Genomic DNA, 18,123 nt, shown 5'->3' on the forward strand with positions numbered 1-18,123 from the left:
CGGCGTCTTGCATCATAACCAAACTCGCTGATTTGGCAAACCATGGCCGGGAAAAGTTTGAAAGTGCTCATAAATGGTGTTTTGAATCAAATAATTATATAAAGATTAAACACAAAAAACGGCGCCCGCAGGCACCGTTCAGAGTCATTTTTGCTGTTGTCGGCATCAGTTCGCCAGCAGCGCGCGCACCTTGTCCAGATCGGCCTGGGTATCCACCCCGACCGGTGGCGCCTCGAGCGCCTGGGCCACGTGGATCTTCTCCCCGTACCAGAGCACCCGCAGCTGCTCCAGCGCCTCTACTTGCTCGAGCAGGCTCGGCGCCCAGTCCACGTAACGCTGGATGAAGCCGGCGCGATAGGCGTAGATGCCGATGTGGCGCTGGTAGTGATCGCCAATCTGCTCGCGACTCGCGGCAAAGCGATCCCGATCCCACGGAATGGAGGCGCGACTGAAGTAGAGCGCGTAGCCCTCCTGGTCGGTCACCACCTTGACGGCGTTCGGGTTGAACACCTCTTCGGCGTCCTGGATCGGCACCGACAGGGTGGCCATGGGCGCCGTGGCGGCGGCCAGGTTGTCCGCCACCTGACGGATGATGACCGGCGGAATGAGCGGCTCGTCCCCCTGCACGTTGACCACTATGGTGTCGGCAGCAAAGCCGTAGTGACGGCATACCTCGGCCAGGCGCTCGGTGCCGGACTGGTGATCCTTCGAGGTCATGCACACCTCGAAACCCGCCTGCCCGGCACAGGCGGCCAGCGCCTGTTGCACCCGCTCGTCATCGGTGGCGACGATCACCCGATCGGCGCCCGACTGCAGGGCCTTTTCCACCACGTGCTGCACCATGGGCTTGCCATGGATGTCGGCCAGCGGCTTGCCCGGCAGCCGGGTGGAGGCGTAGCGGGCCGGAATGACGACGACGAAGCTCATGACGACAGCTCGTCGCTGCTGAGCGGACGGGCGCGGTTCTCCAGCAGCACCGGGATCCCCTCCTCCAGCGGATAGGCCAGCTTGTCGAAGCGGCAGACCAGCTCATGCACGGCCTTGTTGTAGTGCAGCTTGCCCTTGCAGACCGGGCAGGCAATGATGTCGAGCAACTTGATGTCCAAAGCCAAAACGATACTCCTTCAACGATGTCGCGCCGGCGGTTTCATCACGCCGGCGATGGATGTCGAACAACCAGATATTGCATGTGGGGCATGATAAGCCCCTGCTCCCCCACGCGGGCGAGAGAGATTAACCTTGTGCCTTGGTTGCGCCTTGCCCCTTACCGCTCGCCCCCAGCTTGTGCAGCAGGGTATCGAGCAGGGAGGCGGGCAACTCGGCGCTGACCGGCAGATACCACCAGTTGTCGAGGGCAAAGGAGCGGCACTTGACCGCATCCTTCTCGGTCATCAGCAGCGGCTTGCCGGCAAAGCGGCCCACCAGCTCGTCCCGATCGAAGGGGTGGTGATCGCCGTAGGCCACCCGCTGATCCAGCTGGTAGCCGAGCCCCTCGAGGGTGGCGAAGAAACGGGGGGGATGACCAATTCCCGCCAGCGCGTCGACCGGGCCCGTCAGCGGCGTGGCCAGCGGGGCCTCGTCGCGCACCCGACGGGGGGAGTCGGCCACCAGTTGCATGGGATACTCTCCCCGCCCTGGCTCGCCGCCGTTGCAGATGATGGCGTCCACCCGCTTGAGCCGGGTGACCGGCTCGCGCAGCGGCCCCATGGGCAGCAGGCAGGCGTTGCCGAAACGGCGGGCGCCATCCACCACCACCAGCTCGATGTCGCGGGCCAGCGCATAGTGTTGCAGACCGTCATCGGTGATGATGATGTCCACTTCGCCGCTCTGCTCCAGCAGACGCACCGCATCGGCCCGCTTGGGCGCCACCACCACCGGGCAGCCACAGCGCCGGGCGATCAGTACCGGTTCATCCCCTGCCTGCGCCGTGGTGCTGGCAGCATCGAGCCGGTACGGGTAATGGGGCGCCTTGCCGCCATAGCCGCGGCTCACCACCCCGGGGCGATAGCCGCGGGCCTGCAACTGCTCCACCAGCCAGACCACTACCGGGGTCTTGCCGTTGCCACCCACCGAGATATTGCCCACGACGATGACCGGCACAGAGGCACGATAGCCCTTGCGCCAGCCGTGACGATAGGCGTAGCGGCGAGTGCCGCTGATGATGGCAAACAGCAGGGCAAAGGGGGCCAGCAACCAGCGCCAGCCACTCTTTGCATACCAGAGCCGCTCCAGCATCAGGCGTTGCCACCTGCGGTGGCATGGCCGAACTGGATGGCGCGCAGCTGGGCATAGGTGCCCTGCTGGGCCATCAGCGCCGCGTGGTTGCCGCGCTCGACGATATGGCCTTCATCGATCACCAGGATCTCGTCCGCCTTCTCGATGGTGGAGAGGCGGTGAGCGATCACCAGCGAGGTGCGCGCCTTGCACAGCTCATCGATGGCCGCCTGGATGTGGCGCTCGGACTCGGTATCGAGCGCAGAGGTAGCTTCATCCAGCAGCAGCACGGGAGCATCGCGCAGCAGGGCGCGGGCGATGGCGATGCGCTGGCGCTGACCGCCGGAGAGCGACGCACCGTTCTCGCCGACCACGGTGTCATAACCGTTGCTCATCTTGCTGACGAACTCGTCGGCGTGGGCGATGCGAGCCGCCTGCTTGATCTCGTCGAGGCTGTATTTCTCTTCCGCGGCGTAGGCGATGTTGCTCGCCACCGTGTCGTTGAACAGGTGGACATGCTGGGAGACCAGGGCGTACTGCTTGCGCAGCTCGCTCAGGCGGTAATCGCGGATATTGACGCCGTCCAGCAGGATCTCCCCCTGCTCGATGTCGTAGAAGCGGGTCAACAGGCTGGCAATGGTGCTCTTGCCGGAGCCGGAACGGCCCACCAGCGCCACCGATTTGCCCGCCTCCACCTTGAAGCTGACGTTGTGCAGCGCCGGGGTGTCCTTGGTCGGGTAGGTGAAGGTGACGTTGCGAAACTCGATCTCGCCGCGGGCGCGCTCCAGGGTACGGGTACCGGTATCCTGCTCCGGCTCGGTGTCGAGCAGGCCGAACAGGCTGTGGCAGGCGGTGATGGCGCGCTGGAACTGGTTGTTGACGTCGGTCAGGCTTTTCAGCGGCTTGAGCAGCATCATCATGGAGGTGATCATGACGGTGAAGGTACCGGCAGTCAGCTCGCTGCGCACGCTGTCGATGGTGGCCACATAGAGGAAGGCCGCCAGCGCGATGGAGGCAACCATCTGCACCACCGGGCTGCCGATGGCATCGGCGGCGACCATCTTCATGGTCTGCTGGCGCATGTTGTTGCTGACCTTGAAGAAGCGCTTCTCCTCCACCTTCTGGCCACCGAACATCAGCACCTCTTTGTGCCCCTTGAGCATCTGCTCGGTGGAGGTGGTGATGTCACCCACCGCCTGCTGGATGTGGCGGCTGATCTGACGGAAGCGACGGCTGATAAGGCCGATGATGATGCCCACCACGGGCCCCACTACCAGGAAGATCACCGACAGCTGCCAGGAGTGCCAGAACATCAGGCCGAGCAGACCGATCACGGTCGCCCCTTCCCGCACCAGGGTGACCAGAGTGGTACTGGCAGCCGAGGAGACTTGGCTGGCGTCATAAGTCACCTTGGAGAGCAGGTGACCGGTGTTCTGGCGGTCGAAGAAGCTCATCGGCATCGCCACCATGTGATTGAACACCTGCTGCTGCAGGCGCATCACCACGTGGTTGCCGACCCAGGCCATGCAGTAGTTGGAGAGGAAGTTGGCGACGCCGCGCAGGGCCACGATGCCCAGTACGAAGAAGGGCATCCACTTGAGCACGGTCGGATCGTTGCCGTTGATCCCCTGGTCGATCAGCGGCTTGATGGAATAGACGAAGGTGGTATCCACGGCGGCGTAGCCCAGCATGCCGATGATGCCGCCGATCAGGCCAAGCTTGCGGTCACGGACATAGCCGAGCAGACGCTTGAAGACAGGCCAGCTGTCTTGTGAGGTTTCTTGTTGCATGAATAGCCGTTAATAAGGGAAATGACGGGCTATTCTAGCCAAAGCGCAGGATTACACCAAGCATCGCCAGCGCATGTCCCTCGCCAAGACAGGAAATGACGGTCGTTATCCCAGCCAAAGCGCAGGATTACACCAAGCGGTGCCCATCACCAAGGCGGGAAATCACGGCCGTTATCCCAGCCAAAGCCGGGTTTACGCTCAGCGATCAGGCCAGAATGCAGGCCGCCACCAGTCACCATTGCGGCGAAACCAGGGGCCCTGCTCCCGTTCGGCCCGGATCCGCAGTCCGTCCGGCGTAGGCTCGACCAGGATCTCCCCATCCAGCCCGGTGACCCATTGCTGCGCCTCCTGGTAGCGGGCCACCACCTCGGGGCGGGGAAATCCCCACTGGTTCATGAAGCCGGCGCTGTGCACCACATAGCGAGGGGCCACCGCCGCCACGAAGGGCGCCGTGGAGGAGGTGCGGCTGCCGTGGTGAGGACTCACCAGCAGGGTGCTGGCAAGCCCATCCCCTTCCAGCGCCAGCAACCGCTGCTCCGCCTGCCGCTCGATGTCGGCACTGAGCAGGATACGGCGCGCCCCGTCGCGGATCTGCAACACACAGCCATCGTTGTTGTGACCAGGCCCCGGTTGCTGCGGCCAGAGCACCGCCATCTCGAGCCCCTGCCAGCGCCACTGCTGGCCGCGCCGGCACAGGGTCGTGAAGCGGCCAAAGTCGAATGACGAGAGCTCGTGGCGTACCGGCAGGGCCTGCAGGATGGCACGCCGATTGCCGGCGTGATCCCTATCCTTGTGGCTGATGACCAGATAATCCAGCACCCGCACATCGAGCCGGTTGAGCAAGGGCAGGATCACGGCATCCGCCATGTTGTAGCCGCCCGGGTAGCGATCGCCGGTGTCGAAGAGGATGCCACGCTCACCCCGGGTGATCAGTACCGCCAGCCCCTGCCCCACGTCCAGCACCCTCAGTTGCCAGTGGGTCGGCGCCGGCCAGGCCGCCAGCAGCAGGGCCACGCCCCCTGGCAACAGCAGCGGACGACCACCTGGCACATGCCAGGCGCACCAAAGCAGGGTCAGCAGCGCCGTGAGCGGCAGTACCCAGCCCGGCACCGGCCACCAGAGCTGCCACTGGCTGGCCAGCCGGGCCAGCGCCCACAACACCCACTGCAGGCCGACATCGGCCAGCCAGAACAGCAGGTGTGCCAGATCCCCTGAAAGCGGCGCCAGCAGCACCCCGATAAGCGCCAGCGGTATGATGCCGATGCAAAAGAGCGGCAATGCCAGCAGATTGAGCAGCAGCGACAATGGGGCAATCCCCTCGAACAGCGCCAGTTGCAGTGGCAGCAGCCCCAGCAGCAACAAGCCCTGCAGACGAATGAGCCCGGGTTTGGCCTCCAGCAGGCTCGCCACCAGCAGCAGAGCCACCGCCAGGAAGGAGAGCCAGAATCCGGCCGAATAGAGGGCGAAGGGATCCCACAGCGTGAGCACCACGAAGGCCCACAACCAGATGCGATGGGCCGGCCACTCCCGCCGTCGCCAGCGCAGCAGACTCCACACCAGCACCATGATGAGGGCCCGTTCGGTGGCCACCGCAAAACCGGCCAGCCAGCTGTAGAGGGCGGCAAACAGCAGAGCGACCAGAATCGCCCCCCGCAGCCCGAACAGCCGCCCCAGCCACCAGCCGAGCACCGCCACCAGCGCGATGTGCTGTCCCGAGATGGCGATGATGTGGGTCAGCCCGCTGCCGCGAAACAGGCTCCACTGCTCATCCGTGATGCCGCCCTGCTCGCCGAAGGTGAGCGCCGCCAGCAGCGGGCCCTGGCTCAGATCCTGCCAGCTGGCAGCAGCGCGGGCCAGCCAGCGCTCGCGCAGCCCCGTCTGCGCCGGCTCAATCTGGATCACCCGGCGCAGGTTGCCGGTGGCGGTGATCCCCTTGCCGAGCAGCAGGCGCCGCCCATCCATCCCCGCCTCGTTGGCCAGGCCGTGGGCCGGTTTGAGAGAGACCACCAGAGTGAGGCGACTGCCTGCCGTCATGGCGGGCAGCGCCTGATAGGCATTGATGCGCACCAGCGGCGCCGGAGTGAGCGCCTGCTCGTCGAGCCTGTTCACCCGCAGCACCAGCCGGATAAATTTATCGCCCTCGGGTTCTGCACTTTGCAGCTGTGCGGTTATGATGTGGCTCGTTTTTTTGCCGAGCTGATCCAGCCAGGCGAGCCGGTAGTGCAAACTCCCCTGCATCCAGAGGATGCCGCACAGCAGAAACAGCAGCCGCCAGCAGCGGTAACCGGCCAGGGGGAACGCGAGCAGCAGCATCAGGCCACCCCATTCCCATGAAGGCAACCATGGCCAAAGCAGTGAGGAGCTTGCCCCGAGGGCAAACGACAACAGACGCAGATCCATGGTGCAAGTATTTAGCAAGGTTTCAATATGCCCAAACGACTCATACAACGCTGGCTGCCTGATCCGGCGACACTCAAGGAACACAAGCACTTGCGGCTGTTTGGCAAGCTGCTGCTGGATGCCAACCTGTGGCACCTCAATCGGCGCTCGGCGGCCGGTGCCTTCGCGGTGGGGCTGTTCATGGCCTGGGTGCCGCTCCCCTGCCAGATGTTGCTGGCGGCCGGCGGCGCCATCGCCTGCCGGGTCAACCTGCCGCTCTCGGTAGCCCTGGTCTGGCTCTCCAACCCTTTCACCATGCCGCCGCTGTTCTACGGCGCCTATCTGACCGGCTGTCAGCTGCTGGGGCAATCCTCCCAGCACATCGAGATCGAGTTCACCTGGGCCTGGCTGGTGTCGGTGTTCGAGACCGTGGCCCCGCCGCTGCTGCTGGGTTCGCTGGTACTCGCCCTGCTCAGCGCCCTCATCGGCTACGCCCTCATTCGTACCTGCTGGCGCATCAGCACCGTGCGCCAGTGGCAGAAACGCAAGGTGGCACGCGCATGCTGAATCGCTGGTTTGCCCGCTTCAAGATAGACCCCGATACCCTGCGCCAGCAGAAGTGGTTCTCCCTGTTTGGCGAGCGCCTGCTCGCCCCCGCCCTCTGGCAAGGGGGGCCGCGCGCCCTGAGCGGGGCGGTGGCGGCCGGCATCTTCGCCTGCTGGTTTCCCATCCCCATGCATTCACTCATCGCGGTCGGGCTGGCGCTGGCGTTCAGCCTCAACCTGCCGCTGGCACTGCTGGCGGTCTGGTTCAACAACCCGTTGACCCTGCCCTTCATGTACCTCTACGCCTATCGCACCGGTTGTCTGGTGCTGCACAAGACGCCGGAGCCGTTTCACCTCAGCTGGACCCTGCACTGGCTGGAGCACGAGGCGGCTACTCTGGTGCCCCCCTTCCTGCTCGGCAGCCTGCTGCTGGCGGTGCTGACCGCTGCCAGCGGTGGTCTCCTCACCCTGCTGCTGTTGCGCCTCGGCAAGCTGGTCCGCAGTCGCTAGCCCGCCCGACTCGTCAGCCTCTGGCGCGCTGACGAGGCACTCCCTTGCCATCCCCGGATCCTGCCACCACACTCCTTGTAACCCGTTGTTTTTCGTCCCCCATTTGCCACAAGGAGCCCACCATGGCCGAACCGCTCACGCTGGCCCATGCCAATGGTCATCCCCTCGCCCTGCTGCCAGCCATGGCCAATCGCCATGGTCTCATCACCGGCGCCACCGGGACCGGCAAGACCGTCACCCTGCAGGTGCTGGCGGAGGGGTTCTCCCGCCTCGGTGTGCCGGTCTTTCTGGCCGACGTGAAGGGGGATCTGAGCGGACTGGGCGCCGCCGGGGCGGGCTCGGCCAAGCTGGACGCCAGGCAGGCCCAGCTCGGCATCCCGGCCCCCACCTTTGCCGCCAGCCCCACCCTGTTCTGGGATCTGTTTGCCGAACAGGGTCACCCGGTGCGAGCCACCGTCTCCGACATGGGCCCCCTGCTGCTCGCCCGCCTGCTCGGCCTCAACGATACCCAGAGCGGGGTACTGGAGCTGGTGTTCAAGGTGGCGGACGACGAGGGGCTGTTGCTGCTCGATCTCAAAGACCTGCGCGCCATGGTGCAGTTTGCCGGAGACAACGCCAAGTCGCTCACCACCCGTTACGGCAACGTCTCCACCGCCTCCATCGGCGCCATCCTGCGCAACCTGCTCACTCTGGAGAGTGCGGGCGGCGATCACTTTTTCGGCGAACCCATGCTGGACATTCAAGACCTGTTGCAGACCGATGAGGCTGGCCACGGTCATATCAATGTGCTGGCCGCCAGCAAGCTGACCCAATCCAGCCGGCTCTATGCCTGCTTCCTGCTCTGGCTGCTCTCCGAGCTGTTCGAGCAGCTGCCGGAGGTGGGGGATCCGGACAAGCCGGTGCTGGTGTTCTTCTTCGACGAGGCGCACCTGCTGTTCAACGATGCCCCCAAGGCGCTGCTGGAGAAGATCGAACTGGTGGTACGGCTCATCCGCTCAAAGGGGGTGGGCGTCTACTTCGTGACCCAGAGCCCGGCCGATATCCCCGACAGCGTGCTGGGGCAGCTTGGCAACCGGGTGCAGCACGCCCTGCGCGCCTTTACCCCGAGTGACCAGAAGGCGGTGCGGATCGCCGCCAACACCCTGCGCGCCAACCCCGCCTTCGATGCCGCCGGCGTCATCACCGAACTCGGTGTCGGCGAGGCGCTGGTCTCTCTGCTCGACGAGAAGGGGCGGCCCAGCATGGTGGAGCGCGCCTTCATCGCCCCGCCGGCCAGCCGCATCGGCCCCTTGAGCGACGCCGAGCGGCGGGCGCTCATTCAGGGCTCCCTGCTGCACGGCCGCTACGAGACGCCGGAGGATCGCGAGTCTGCTTTCGAGCGGCTCAACGGCGGCAAGGGAACAACCACTGGCGAGCAAGGCAGCGAGCCGTCATCCAACGGGGAAGGCGGCCTGCTCGATGCCCTCAATGGCATCCTGTTTGGCCGCACCGGCCCCCGTGGCGGCCAGCACGACGGCGTGGTGCAGACCGCCGCCAAAAGCGTGACCCGCACCATCGGCAGCGAGGTGGGACGCCAGCTGGTTCGCGGCGTCCTTGGCTCCCTGCTGGGGGGCGGCAAACGTCGCCGCTGACGCAGCCGTAATATACCCAACAAAAAAGCCGACCCAATGGGGTCGGCTTTTTGCAGCATGCGTACGGCGGGGATTAACCAGCGCAGTAAACACGCGCCTCGCGCGGGGTGTAAACACCGAAGGTCACTGCACCCAACAGGCCATTGAGGAAGGTATGCTGCGCTTCAACACGTACTACCTTGTCGGCACCGTTGCAAACGGCGGCGGCATCGATGGTTTTGCTCTGACCCAGGCCGGAGATGAAGAAGTGGTGGGTCACTTCTTTGGTTGGTTTCACTGCATTACCGGAATGCACGGTAAAACCTTGCTGAGCACAGCCCGCCATCATCATTGCAACGGCTGCAGTCAATACCATTTTTTTCATTTTATTATCCCTGACAACATTATTTTTTCCGGTTATACCGGTGCCACACAAAGAAATATTTCTGTTAATTATCAATTACATAAATAAAGATATATTCCTGAGTGCGCGCACACTATCAAAATCCAGAAAGGGCAACAAGGCTTTATTTGAGACTTTATAATGTCTATCCAAAAATCACAGACTGCAATAAACCCGAGCCGTCCTCGGGGTATATATTCCCAACGTCAAGACGGTCATCAAGGTGTCCTGCGGGCTCTGTTGCATTTCTACTCGTACCACTTTTTTCGGGTCATCATGGCAGGCCAGAGCTGCATCAACCATCTCACTCTGGCCAATCCCCGCCAGTACGAAATCATGGCTCACTTCTCGGGTTGGCTGACCAGGGTTACCCTCGTGCACGAAAAAGGTTTGCTGGGCACACCCCGACAACAGCAATACACTGCACGCCATCCATACTATTTTTTTCATCTCTCTTACTCTGGCGATGGTCACTAGAAAGCCTTAGAAGATCCCTTTGGCCTTGACCTTTTTCATGTTAGCCACCTGGTTGGAGAGATCTTCCACCAGCGGTTCGGTGTCCCCAGCGGCCGTCATTTGGCGACCAGGGGCACTGGCCAGACGCTGGATCAGCCGATGCTGCTCACGAATAAGCCGCGACTGCTCTTCCAGTTGACGAGAGAGCTGTTGAATGCTGCTCTGCAGCGGCGCCAGATCCTGCTCGCCGGCAGCAGATGGCAGCTTGCCCACGATCGCCTCGGCTAGCTGTTCATGGTCAAGATGAGCCGGCATTCCCTGCCGCAACTCATCCCACAGCTCGGTGGGTTGCTGCTCCCCAAGTCGGCTGACGATCTCTTCCACCAGACTGTCCGAAGAGGGCACGGCGGCTTGCTGACCCAGACGCTGAACGATTTCATCCACCAGCCCGCCGGTATCACCCTGGCCAAGCCGGGGGGATAATCTGGCCACTATCTGCTCGATCATGACATCGGCAGCAGGCTGCACCGACGCACTCCCCTCTCCCAGGTTGAAGCCACAACTGGCAAAGGCATGACGCAAGGTGGTCATGCTTACCTGCTCGGGACCCAGCGCATTGGCAATGGCCTTGCAGAGGTTGGGCGCCAGCACATACATGAACATGCCGGAGAGATAGATATCCTTGTGGAAACGACTCTTGGAGAAGTCGAACTCCTCGCTGCCATCCTGGATCTTGCGGGCCCGTTGGTACCAGTTCTGCAATACCCCGACTGCGTAACGATCAGACTCCAGCGCACCCGGGTCCATATAGATGGAGAAGGTCATGCGCTTGAGTTGACTACTCATCACCGACCTCGGCCATCACGGCTGCTTCGCGGTACACTTCCTCTTCTTCGGTGGTGTAGAGGCAGATCTCGCGAGCCAGGGCTGACTGGGCATCGTCCAGCAGTTCGACCCTGTCACCCAGAGTCGGGTAAGCGTTCTTGATTGCTTCGTGGATAAGCGACGCCCCGCCCCCGACCAGGTAAACACGGTTCGGGTTCTTGGCAAACTTCTTCGCTTCATGCGCGACCTGGGAGCCCAGTTCGTCAATCTTGTTCTGCATCTTCTCGAGGATCTTGGGGATCTGGCTCTCGTCGTTCACCACATCGCGCACGAAACTCATGTCGTGGCGGCGCTTGATGAACTCGTTGGCCACCAGATAACTGGAATCGCTGTCCGCCGCCGCCAGTGCCTTGCGCACAGCATCGGTCACCATGGACACACCAATCTCGTTGTTGCCATAAACATCGGAGACATCGTCAAACTCGCCGACGATGATCCCCATATCGAGGGTGGTACCGCCACAATCGATCACCAGGGTCTTGGTGAACTCGTTGCAGCCCGAACCGATCAGACGGGAAAGCGCCGCAGGCAGGCTCTCCGGCATCACTTCCACGCTGACGATGTTGAACAGCTCACCCTTGTTGAGGGAGATGGCCCGCATCAGGTTGCGACGCTTCTTCTCGATCTTATCCTCGTTGCGCTGACAATCGTCCGGGTTGTAGAACTCGGTGATGGGCAGGGTCACGGTGATGGCCACATCACAGGGGGTCACGCCGGTCTGCAGCAGGGCGTGATGCACGGAGAGCAGGTTCAGATCGTCGTACTGATACTCCACGTGGGTGGTCGCCAGCGACTTGTCGGACGTGGCGTCATAGGTGTACTTGGTGTTGCCTATCTCGTAGTTGTAGATCTTCTTGTCCTTGCGCAAGGCTGCGCTCTTCCAGTCCTTGCGAAAGGAGTTGGGAGAGATGATGGTCTTGAGCACCTTGTTCTCAATCCAGCTCACCTTGACGTTGGTTGAACCATCATCGATGGCCATTTTAATTACTTCAGACATGAGGAAATACCTGTTGATAGAGCAAAATGGGTCCGATTGCCTTGCCTTTTGGTGTGGCAAGGCGATCGGACCAATACATACACGGGATAAAAGGGCGACCAGTTTAATGAGTTTCTAAAATCCGGTGAAGCAAATGATTGAAGCCGGAGGGATCTTCCGCCGGCCAGGCATGGTGGCCGTTGGGGGTGTGGATGGTGGCATTGGGCAGGGAGGCGAACTGCTCCACCCGTTTGGCGAGCGGCAGATAGTCGTGACTGGTGGAGATGATGGCCACCGGCTGCCAGATGTTGCCGAGCCGAGCGCGCACCGACCAGCCGGGCAGCGCCTCCAGCAGCGCCTTGTAGGTTTTCTTTTTATTGCGCACGAAACGCAGCCGGAAGGTGTGACGCACCTGGGCAAGGTCGGGGCCGGGAAAGAGCTCGCGGCCGAGCCACCAGGCGAGTGGCCGCAGGCCGAACCAGCGCAGCCACTTGAGGCGCTGGGCAAAGCGCTCCTGCTCTTTTGGCGTTTCCAGCAAAAATTCGCTGAAGCCGTTGACCAGCACCAGCCCCTGCACCTTGTGTGGCAGTTGCAGCGCCAGCTCCAGCGCCACCATGGCACCCAAGGAGAGCCCGACCACCCAGGCGGGCTCAGGCTGTTCATCGAGCCAGTTCACCACGTCCGCCGCCAGGGTCGCCACGTCGAACGGCCCCTCCTGCATGCTCTGGCCGTGGCCGCGCAGATCCAGCGCAACCACCCGGTAGTGCTCGGAAAAGCGTTCGATCTGCGCCTGCCAGTCGAGGCTGGAGGAGCCCAGCCCGTGCAGCAGCAACAACAAGGGGCCCTCCCCCGCGCTGCGCAGGGCAAGACCGTTGGATTTCATCACCTGATTGCGGCGCATCAGTTCATTGCCTCTCGACTCATCCGCTGAACCATCCTGATTTTCTGCCTCTTCTGCAACCCGCTCAACCCTCGCTGACCAGACTCACCGCCTTGATGTAGGCGTAGATCTGCTGGTTCGGGGCGAGTGCCAGCCGTCTGGCGGAGCGGCTGGTGATCCGGGCCAGCAGTATCTGCTGACCCAGCGCCAACTGCAACAGAGTCTGACCGGGGCGCACTTCGCGTTCGGCCAGCAATCGGGTAGTGAGACAGTTGGAGAGGCTGGAGTGTTCGATGGGGGCGGTGGCAATCACCACGTCCCGCCCGGCCACCTTGATCTGCAGGGGGCCGCCATCGTCCGGCACCTGGGTCATGGTGACCCGCAACTGCTGCTCGCCGAGCTGCAGGGTCGCCATCTGCTCGTCGTTATCGTAATGAGAGAGGGTCGCCGCCAACATCACCCCGGCGTCGTCGCGACTGGCGAGCGACAGATCGGTGCGGGCGAAGATATCGCTCGGCCGGCCTTGCGCCTCCACCCGGCCATCCGCCAGCAGCACCAGCTGATCGCACAGCAGGCTCACCTCCTCCATGGCGTGGCTGACGAAGATCATCGGGATACCGCTCTCCTGCTGCAAGCCCTTGAGCACGTGGGCCTGATGGATGCGGCTGCGCCTGTCCAGCGCAGAAAAAGGTTCATCCAGCAGCAGCAGATCAGGCTCGGCCAACAGAGCCCGGGCCAGCGCCACCCGCTGGCGCTGGCCGCCGGAGAGACCGTGGGCCGGCTGGGGCAGCAGTTCGGCAAAGCCGAGCCGGGTCGCCAGCGCCTCGGGTTGCCAGCGCCCTCGCCCCTTGCGGGCCGCCAGTTGCAGGTTGCCGAGCACGCTCAGATGGGGGAAGAGGCGCGAATCCTGAAACACCAGCCCGATGCGGCGCGCCTCGGGCAGCAGCTCGCTCAGCGCCCTGCCCTGCCAGTTCAGCTTGTCGCCCGGCGCCCTGTCCAGCCCGGCGATAATGCGCAGCAGGCTGCTCTTGCCGCAGCCGGAGGGGCCGAACAGACCGAGGATGCCCCCCAGCTCCAGCGCCAGTTCACAGTCGAGGGTAAAGGCGCCAAACGCCCGCCTCACCTTGAGTTGCAGCGGTTGCGCCTTGTCGGTGTCGCTCATCCGAACAGCCTCCGTTGCCGGCGCTGCAGCACCCCGTACACCAGCACCAGCATCACCAGCGAGAAGCCCATCAGGCCGCCCGCCAGCAGGTGGGCATTCTGATAGTCCATCGTCTCCACGTGATCAAACAGGGCGATGGAGAGCACCTGGGTTTCGCCGGGGATGTTGCCGCCAATCATCAGCACCACCCCGAACTCCCCCAGGGTGTGGGCAAAACCGAGCGCCGCCGCCATCACGAAGCTGGGCAGTGTCATCGGCAAGATGATGTGAAAGAAGCGCTCCACCGGCCCGAGCCCCAGGGTGGCGGCTGCCTCCAGCTCCTTGTTGCCCATGTTGACGAAGGCGGAGGTGAGCGGCTGCACCACGAAAGGGAGCGAGTAGAGGATGGAGGCGAGCAGCAAGCCGGTAAAGCTGAACGCCAGCGGCGCCCCGAAGGTGTCACGCCACCAGGCGCCCAGCCCATAGGAGGGGGAGAAGGCCAGCAGCAGATAGAAGCCGAGCACCGTTGGCGGCAGTACCAGCGGCAACGCAACCAGGGCCTCCACCACGGGTCTGAGCCTGTGCTGGCTGCGCGACAGCCACCAGGCCAAAGGGGGCGAGAGCATCAGCAGGATGGCGGTGGTGCTGGCTGCCAGTCTCAGGGTGAGCCAGACTGCCAGCAGATCCCCTTCACTCATCGCCTTCCTCCCGGATAGATGCGGACAACCATGGAAAGTGTGTCTTCATCGCACAGGCGGGCCGACCCGAAGGCCAGCCCGCCGTTAGCAGATCTGCCATGCCATCACTTCGGCAGCGCATAACCCGCAGCCTTGATCTGTGCCTGACCCGGCCCCTTGAGCCAGGCCACCAGCGCTTCGACTGCCGCCCCTTTCTTCAATACCAGCCCCTGCTGTTCGATGGGCGGATAGAAGTCGGCCGGCACGGCCCAGGCTTCGCCGGTCTTGCCCGCTTCCACCAGGTTGGCCCAGGCGACGAAGCCCAGCTCGGCGTTGCCGGTGTCGACGAACTGCCAGGTCTGGCCGATGTTGGTGCCGGTCAGCAGACGGTACTGCTTGGGATCGATCTTGAGATGGTCGAGGGTCGCCATGGCGGCGGTGCCGTAGGGAGCGGTTTTCGGGTTGGCGATGGCGAGGTTGCCCTTCCAGCTGCGCAGGGTTGCCTCGTCAGGAGCAGGCCCGCCCTTCTGCCACAGACCCAGCTGGCCGATGGCGTAGGTGAAACGCTCGCTGCCCTTGCCCTCCTGCTCCAGCTTCTGCGGGGTTTTCACATCGGCGGAGAGGAAGAGATCGAACGGGGCGCCGTGGCTGATCTGGGTGTAGAGCACCCCGGTCGCGGCGGAGGAGATGGCCAGGGTGTGGCCGGTCTTGGCGGTGAACTCCTTGCCGATGCGCTCTATGGTGCCCTTGAAGTTGGCGGCCACGGCCACCTTGACCTCGTCGGCCTGCACGGCACCTGCCTGCAGCGCACTGGCGCAGACCCCGGCGATGACAACGGATAACAGCGGTTTCATTCCTTTACCTCCTGACTGGGGCCGCTTTTATGTATCCCCAGACAAGGGGGCGGTCCCGAAAACAGGGGCCGCGGCTCCCGATGAGCCAGCCCCCTTGAACAGGTCAAGCTTGCCAGCGGGCAGCGGCAGTGTTGTCGCTCTCCTTGGCCTCGACCCAGCGTTGTACCCCTTCGGCGGTCAGCTCTTTTTTCCAGAACGGCGCCCGGGTTTTCAAGAAATCCATGATGAAGTGGCAGGCCTCGAAGGCCGCCTCGCGGTGGGCACTGCTCACCACCACCAGCACGATTTGATCGCCGAGCAGCAGCTCGCCGATGCGGTGGATCAGGGTGCACTCCTGCAGCGGCCAGCGGCTGCGGGCCTCGGCCACTATGTCCGTCAGCGCCTTCTCGGTCATGCCGGGGTAGTGCTCGAGGGCCAGCCCCTTCACCTGCTCCCCCTGATTGAAGTCGCGCACCTTGCCGACAAAGCTGACCACGGCGCCGGTATCCTGCCGGGCGGCGAGGCGGGCATATTCGTCGGCCAGCGAGAAGTCATCCCGCTGCACCAGAATGCGATCGGTCATGGTCAGCCTCCGGTCGTCACTGGAAGGAGAGGGAAGAGGGCGGCCTCACCACAGTCCCACAGCTCAGTGGTGCGATCCACGGTCATTATCTCGTTCATCCTTAACCTCCGGTCACCGGCGGGAAGAAGGCGACCTCATCGCCATCATGAAGGGGCGTATCCAGCGGCACCAAGGTCTGGTTGACTGCCACCAGCAGCTTGCCCGCTTCCAGCGCCAGCGCCCACTTGTCGCCGCGCTCGCTCAAGGCGCTTCGCAACTGCTCGGCACTTGCGTATTCGCACGGCAGGCTCAGCTCGTCGCAGGCCACCAGCTCTCTTACTTGCGCAAAAAAGAGTACCTTGATCATGCTTGCTCTCCGTCAGTCACATCCAGCTGAAAATGGCCGGACTTGCCGCCCTTTTTCTCCACCAGCCGCACCTGTTCGATCACCATGTCCTTTTGCACCGCCTTGCACATGTCGTAGATGGTCAGCGCCGCCACCGAGGCGGCGGTCAGTGCCTCCATCTCGACCCCGGTCTTGCCGGCCAGCTTGCAGAGGGTGCGAATGTGGACCCTATTTTGCTCCGCCTGGGGTTCTATCTCTACCTCCACCCGGGTAAGGGCCAGCGGATGGCAGAGGGGAATGAGATCCGAGGTCTTCTTGGCCGCCATGATGCCGGCGATGCGGGCGGTGGCGAACACGTCCCCCTTGTGGTGCTGACCGCTCAGGATCAGGGCCAGGGTCGCGGGGGCCATGGCGACAAACGCCTCGGCGCGAGCCTCACGCTCGGTCACCTGCTTGTCGGTCACATCCACCATGTGAGCTTCGCCGCTCTGGTTGAGATGGGTCAGATTGGGCTGAGTCTGCTTGGGTTCGGTCGGGTTCATCAAAGGCCCTCAAAGATGGGAGACAAAGTTGCACGGCTTGGTGCGGGCATCGAGCTGGTCCTGGACAAGCTTCTCCCAACCCAGCTGGCAGGCGCCGGGGGAGCCCGGCAGACAGCAGATCAGGGTGCGATTGGCGAGCCCCGCCAGCGCGCGGCTCTGCATGGCGGAGCCCTTGATTTCGGCAAAGGAGAGCTGGCGGAACAGTTCGCCAAAGCCCTGCACGGTGCGCTCGAACAGCACGCCGACCGCCTCGGGCACCCGGTTTTGTTCGTTGAAGCCGGTGCCGCCGTTGATGAGCACCACCTGCACCCCTTCATCGGCGATCCAGTCGCTCACCTGAGCGCGAATACGAAACAGATTGTCGGGGCAGAGCGCCCGGTCGGCCAGCACGTGGCCGGCATCGGTCAGGGCAGAAACCAGATAGTCGCCCGCACTGTCATCGGCGACGGTACGGCTGTCGGAGACCGTCAGCACGGCGATCTTGAGGGGAATGAATGCGTTGTTTTTCTGTCCCATGGGCAGCTCCTGATGGCAAAGGACCGTGAGCAAAGAGAAGAAAAGTGGCCAGGATCCCGGCTGGCAGCGCTCGATTGCGAGGAGAGGATCGTGTCCGTCAGGACCAAACCTTGACCAGTCGGTCACGCGCTGCGACTCACGGCGGGCCGATTCTACCAAAACTCGCGCCAGAGGGGGGATTAAAAGGGCGCACGACGGCGCTTTTGCCCTGGCCGGGCGGAATATGAACAGGCCGGGCGAACCCGGCCTGCATCAGGTGGGCTTAGAAGCCCTTCACGCCCGTCATGTCGGGCAGCTGGTGAGCAATACCCTTGTGACAGTCGATACAGGTGCTCTCGCCGCTGGCCAGACTGGTGGAGTGCATCTGGGCACCCCGTTTGCCTTGCAGGGAGAAGTCCATGTATTCGAAGTTATGGCAGTTGCGACACTCCCTCGAATCCGTGTCCTTCATCCGCTTCCACTCCCGCTCGGCCATCTCGCGCCGGTGCGACTCGAACTTCTCGCGGGTATCCACCTTGCCGGTCAGCATGCCCCACAGCTCCTTGGACGCCTGTACCTTGCGAATGATCTTGTAGGTCCATTCATGCGGCACGTGGCAATCCGGGCAGCTGGCACGCACGCCGGAACGGTTGGCGTAGTGGATGGTGTCGCGATACTCCACGAACACGTTGTCCTTCATTTCGTGGCAACCGGTACAGAACTTCTCGGTGTTGGAGGCTTCCATGGCGGTGTTGAAACCGCCCCAGAAGATGACCCCGCCGAAGAATCCCATCAACAGCAGCACCCAGAGGGCGGCCTTTGAGGGAGACTTGAAGGTGGTCCACAGACGCTGCACAAAACCGGGTAATTTCATCTATG

21 protein-coding genes are annotated in these 18,123 nt (G+C 63.2%); 3 read left to right on the forward strand and 18 right to left on the reverse strand.

Annotated features, from left to right (window positions below):
- Nucleotides 1–165: 165 nt before the first annotated feature.
- From kdsB to E5E96_RS21925, 5 genes are all read right to left on the reverse strand, one after another.
- Nucleotides 166–927: a 3-deoxy-manno-octulosonate cytidylyltransferase gene (kdsB, locus tag E5E96_RS21905; RefSeq protein WP_113994337.1), complete on the reverse strand. Its 762-nt coding sequence runs from the start codon at nucleotides 925–927 to the stop codon at nucleotides 166–168.
- The gene (locus tag E5E96_RS21910) at nucleotides 924–1,112 is read right to left on the reverse strand and encodes a Trm112 family protein (protein ID WP_011706581.1); all 189 of its coding nucleotides are present in this window, start codon (nucleotides 1,110–1,112) and stop codon (nucleotides 924–926) included. Before E5E96_RS21910 ends, kdsB begins: the two co-directional genes overlap by 4 nt.
- 121 nt (nucleotides 1,113–1,233) lie before the next feature.
- Nucleotides 1,234–2,235, reverse strand: coding sequence for a tetraacyldisaccharide 4'-kinase (gene lpxK / locus E5E96_RS21915; protein ID WP_171283147.1), 1,002 nt, complete (start codon nucleotides 2,233–2,235; stop codon nucleotides 1,234–1,236).
- Nucleotides 2,235–4,004 carry a lipid A ABC transporter ATP-binding protein/permease MsbA gene (msbA, locus tag E5E96_RS21920; RefSeq protein WP_011706583.1) on the reverse strand — a complete coding sequence of 590 codons (1,770 nt, stop codon included), beginning with the start codon at nucleotides 4,002–4,004 and terminating at the stop codon, nucleotides 2,235–2,237. The genes lpxK and msbA overlap by 1 nt, the downstream gene beginning before the upstream one ends.
- Before the next feature lie 198 nt (nucleotides 4,005–4,202).
- The gene (locus E5E96_RS21925; protein WP_171283148.1) at nucleotides 4,203–6,494 is read right to left on the reverse strand and encodes a DNA internalization-related competence protein ComEC/Rec2; all 2,292 of its coding nucleotides are present in this window, start codon (nucleotides 6,492–6,494) and stop codon (nucleotides 4,203–4,205) included.
- Here E5E96_RS21925 and E5E96_RS21930 point away from each other — a divergent pair.
- The 3 genes from E5E96_RS21930 (at nucleotide 6,432) to E5E96_RS21940 (ending at nucleotide 9,069) form a co-directional block, all read left to right on the forward strand.
- On the forward strand, nucleotides 6,432–6,950 hold the full coding sequence (locus E5E96_RS21930; RefSeq protein ID WP_171283149.1) for a DUF2062 domain-containing protein: 519 nt from the start codon (nucleotides 6,432–6,434) through the stop codon (nucleotides 6,948–6,950). The two genes, E5E96_RS21925 and E5E96_RS21930, sit on opposite strands and share 63 nt — an antisense overlap.
- Nucleotides 6,944–7,438, forward strand: a complete 495-nt coding sequence (locus tag E5E96_RS21935) for a DUF2062 domain-containing protein (RefSeq protein WP_011706586.1) — start codon at nucleotides 6,944–6,946, stop codon at nucleotides 7,436–7,438. Before E5E96_RS21930 ends, E5E96_RS21935 begins: the two co-directional genes overlap by 7 nt.
- A 122-nt stretch (nucleotides 7,439–7,560) precedes the next feature.
- Nucleotides 7,561–9,069: a helicase HerA-like domain-containing protein gene (locus E5E96_RS21940; RefSeq protein ID WP_171283150.1), complete on the forward strand. Its 1,509-nt coding sequence runs from the start codon at nucleotides 7,561–7,563 to the stop codon at nucleotides 9,067–9,069.
- 73 nt (nucleotides 9,070–9,142) lie between these two features.
- On the opposite strand, the gene E5E96_RS21945 is transcribed toward E5E96_RS21940, so the two are convergent.
- The 13 genes from E5E96_RS21945 to E5E96_RS22005 all read right to left on the reverse strand — a co-directional run bounded on the left by E5E96_RS21945 (nucleotide 9,143) and on the right by E5E96_RS22005 (nucleotide 18,118).
- Nucleotides 9,143–9,433: a Bor family protein gene (locus E5E96_RS21945; RefSeq protein WP_017410450.1), complete on the reverse strand. Its 291-nt coding sequence runs from the start codon at nucleotides 9,431–9,433 to the stop codon at nucleotides 9,143–9,145.
- 174 nt (nucleotides 9,434–9,607) lie between these two features.
- Complete coding sequence (locus E5E96_RS21950; RefSeq protein ID WP_171283151.1) at nucleotides 9,608–9,901, reverse strand: Bor family protein; 294 nt, start codon at nucleotides 9,899–9,901, stop codon at nucleotides 9,608–9,610.
- A 33-nt stretch (nucleotides 9,902–9,934) separates the two neighbouring features.
- Entirely contained in the window at nucleotides 9,935–10,753 is an 819-nt protein-coding gene (locus E5E96_RS21955; protein ID WP_253264685.1) for a hypothetical protein, read from the reverse strand.
- Nucleotides 10,746–11,789, reverse strand: coding sequence for a plasmid segregation protein ParM domain-containing protein (parM, locus tag E5E96_RS21960; RefSeq protein WP_171283152.1), 1,044 nt, complete (start codon nucleotides 11,787–11,789; stop codon nucleotides 10,746–10,748). The genes E5E96_RS21955 and parM overlap by 8 nt, the downstream gene beginning before the upstream one ends.
- A 103-nt stretch (nucleotides 11,790–11,892) precedes the next feature.
- Nucleotides 11,893–12,669 (reverse strand): alpha/beta fold hydrolase, encoded by a 777-nt coding sequence (locus E5E96_RS21965; RefSeq protein WP_017781785.1) that lies wholly within the window; start codon nucleotides 12,667–12,669, stop codon nucleotides 11,893–11,895.
- Between the two features lie 64 nt (nucleotides 12,670–12,733).
- Entirely contained in the window at nucleotides 12,734–13,810 is a 1,077-nt protein-coding gene (gene modC, locus E5E96_RS21970; RefSeq protein WP_171283153.1) for a molybdenum ABC transporter ATP-binding protein, read from the reverse strand.
- Complete coding sequence (modB, locus tag E5E96_RS21975; RefSeq protein ID WP_171283154.1) at nucleotides 13,807–14,487, reverse strand: molybdate ABC transporter permease subunit; 681 nt, start codon at nucleotides 14,485–14,487, stop codon at nucleotides 13,807–13,809. The genes modC and modB overlap by 4 nt, the downstream gene beginning before the upstream one ends.
- Before the next feature lie 104 nt (nucleotides 14,488–14,591).
- Nucleotides 14,592–15,320 (reverse strand): molybdate ABC transporter substrate-binding protein, encoded by a 729-nt coding sequence (modA, locus tag E5E96_RS21980; RefSeq protein ID WP_077095553.1) that lies wholly within the window; start codon nucleotides 15,318–15,320, stop codon nucleotides 14,592–14,594.
- Between the two features lie 103 nt (nucleotides 15,321–15,423).
- On the reverse strand, nucleotides 15,424–15,882 hold the full coding sequence (gene moaE, locus E5E96_RS21985; protein WP_043168522.1) for a molybdopterin synthase catalytic subunit MoaE: 459 nt from the start codon (nucleotides 15,880–15,882) through the stop codon (nucleotides 15,424–15,426).
- Nucleotides 15,883–15,982: 100 nt separating this feature from the next.
- Nucleotides 15,983–16,228: a molybdopterin synthase sulfur carrier subunit gene (gene moaD, locus E5E96_RS21990; protein ID WP_171283155.1), complete on the reverse strand. Its 246-nt coding sequence runs from the start codon at nucleotides 16,226–16,228 to the stop codon at nucleotides 15,983–15,985.
- Nucleotides 16,225–16,749, reverse strand: coding sequence for a cyclic pyranopterin monophosphate synthase MoaC (moaC, locus tag E5E96_RS21995; RefSeq protein WP_171283156.1), 525 nt, complete (start codon nucleotides 16,747–16,749; stop codon nucleotides 16,225–16,227). The genes moaD and moaC overlap by 4 nt, the downstream gene beginning before the upstream one ends.
- Nucleotides 16,750–16,758: 9 nt before the next feature.
- Nucleotides 16,759–17,265, reverse strand: coding sequence for a molybdenum cofactor biosynthesis protein B (gene moaB, locus E5E96_RS22000; RefSeq protein ID WP_077095556.1), 507 nt, complete (start codon nucleotides 17,263–17,265; stop codon nucleotides 16,759–16,761).
- Between the two features lie 262 nt (nucleotides 17,266–17,527).
- Entirely contained in the window at nucleotides 17,528–18,118 is a 591-nt protein-coding gene (locus E5E96_RS22005) for a cytochrome c3 family protein (protein WP_011705485.1), read from the reverse strand.
- Nucleotides 18,119–18,123: the final 5 nt, after the last annotated feature.

Source organism: Aeromonas sp. 1805 (assembly GCF_013085525.1).
Classification (GTDB): Bacteria; Pseudomonadota; Gammaproteobacteria; order Enterobacterales; family Aeromonadaceae; genus Aeromonas; species Aeromonas hydrophila.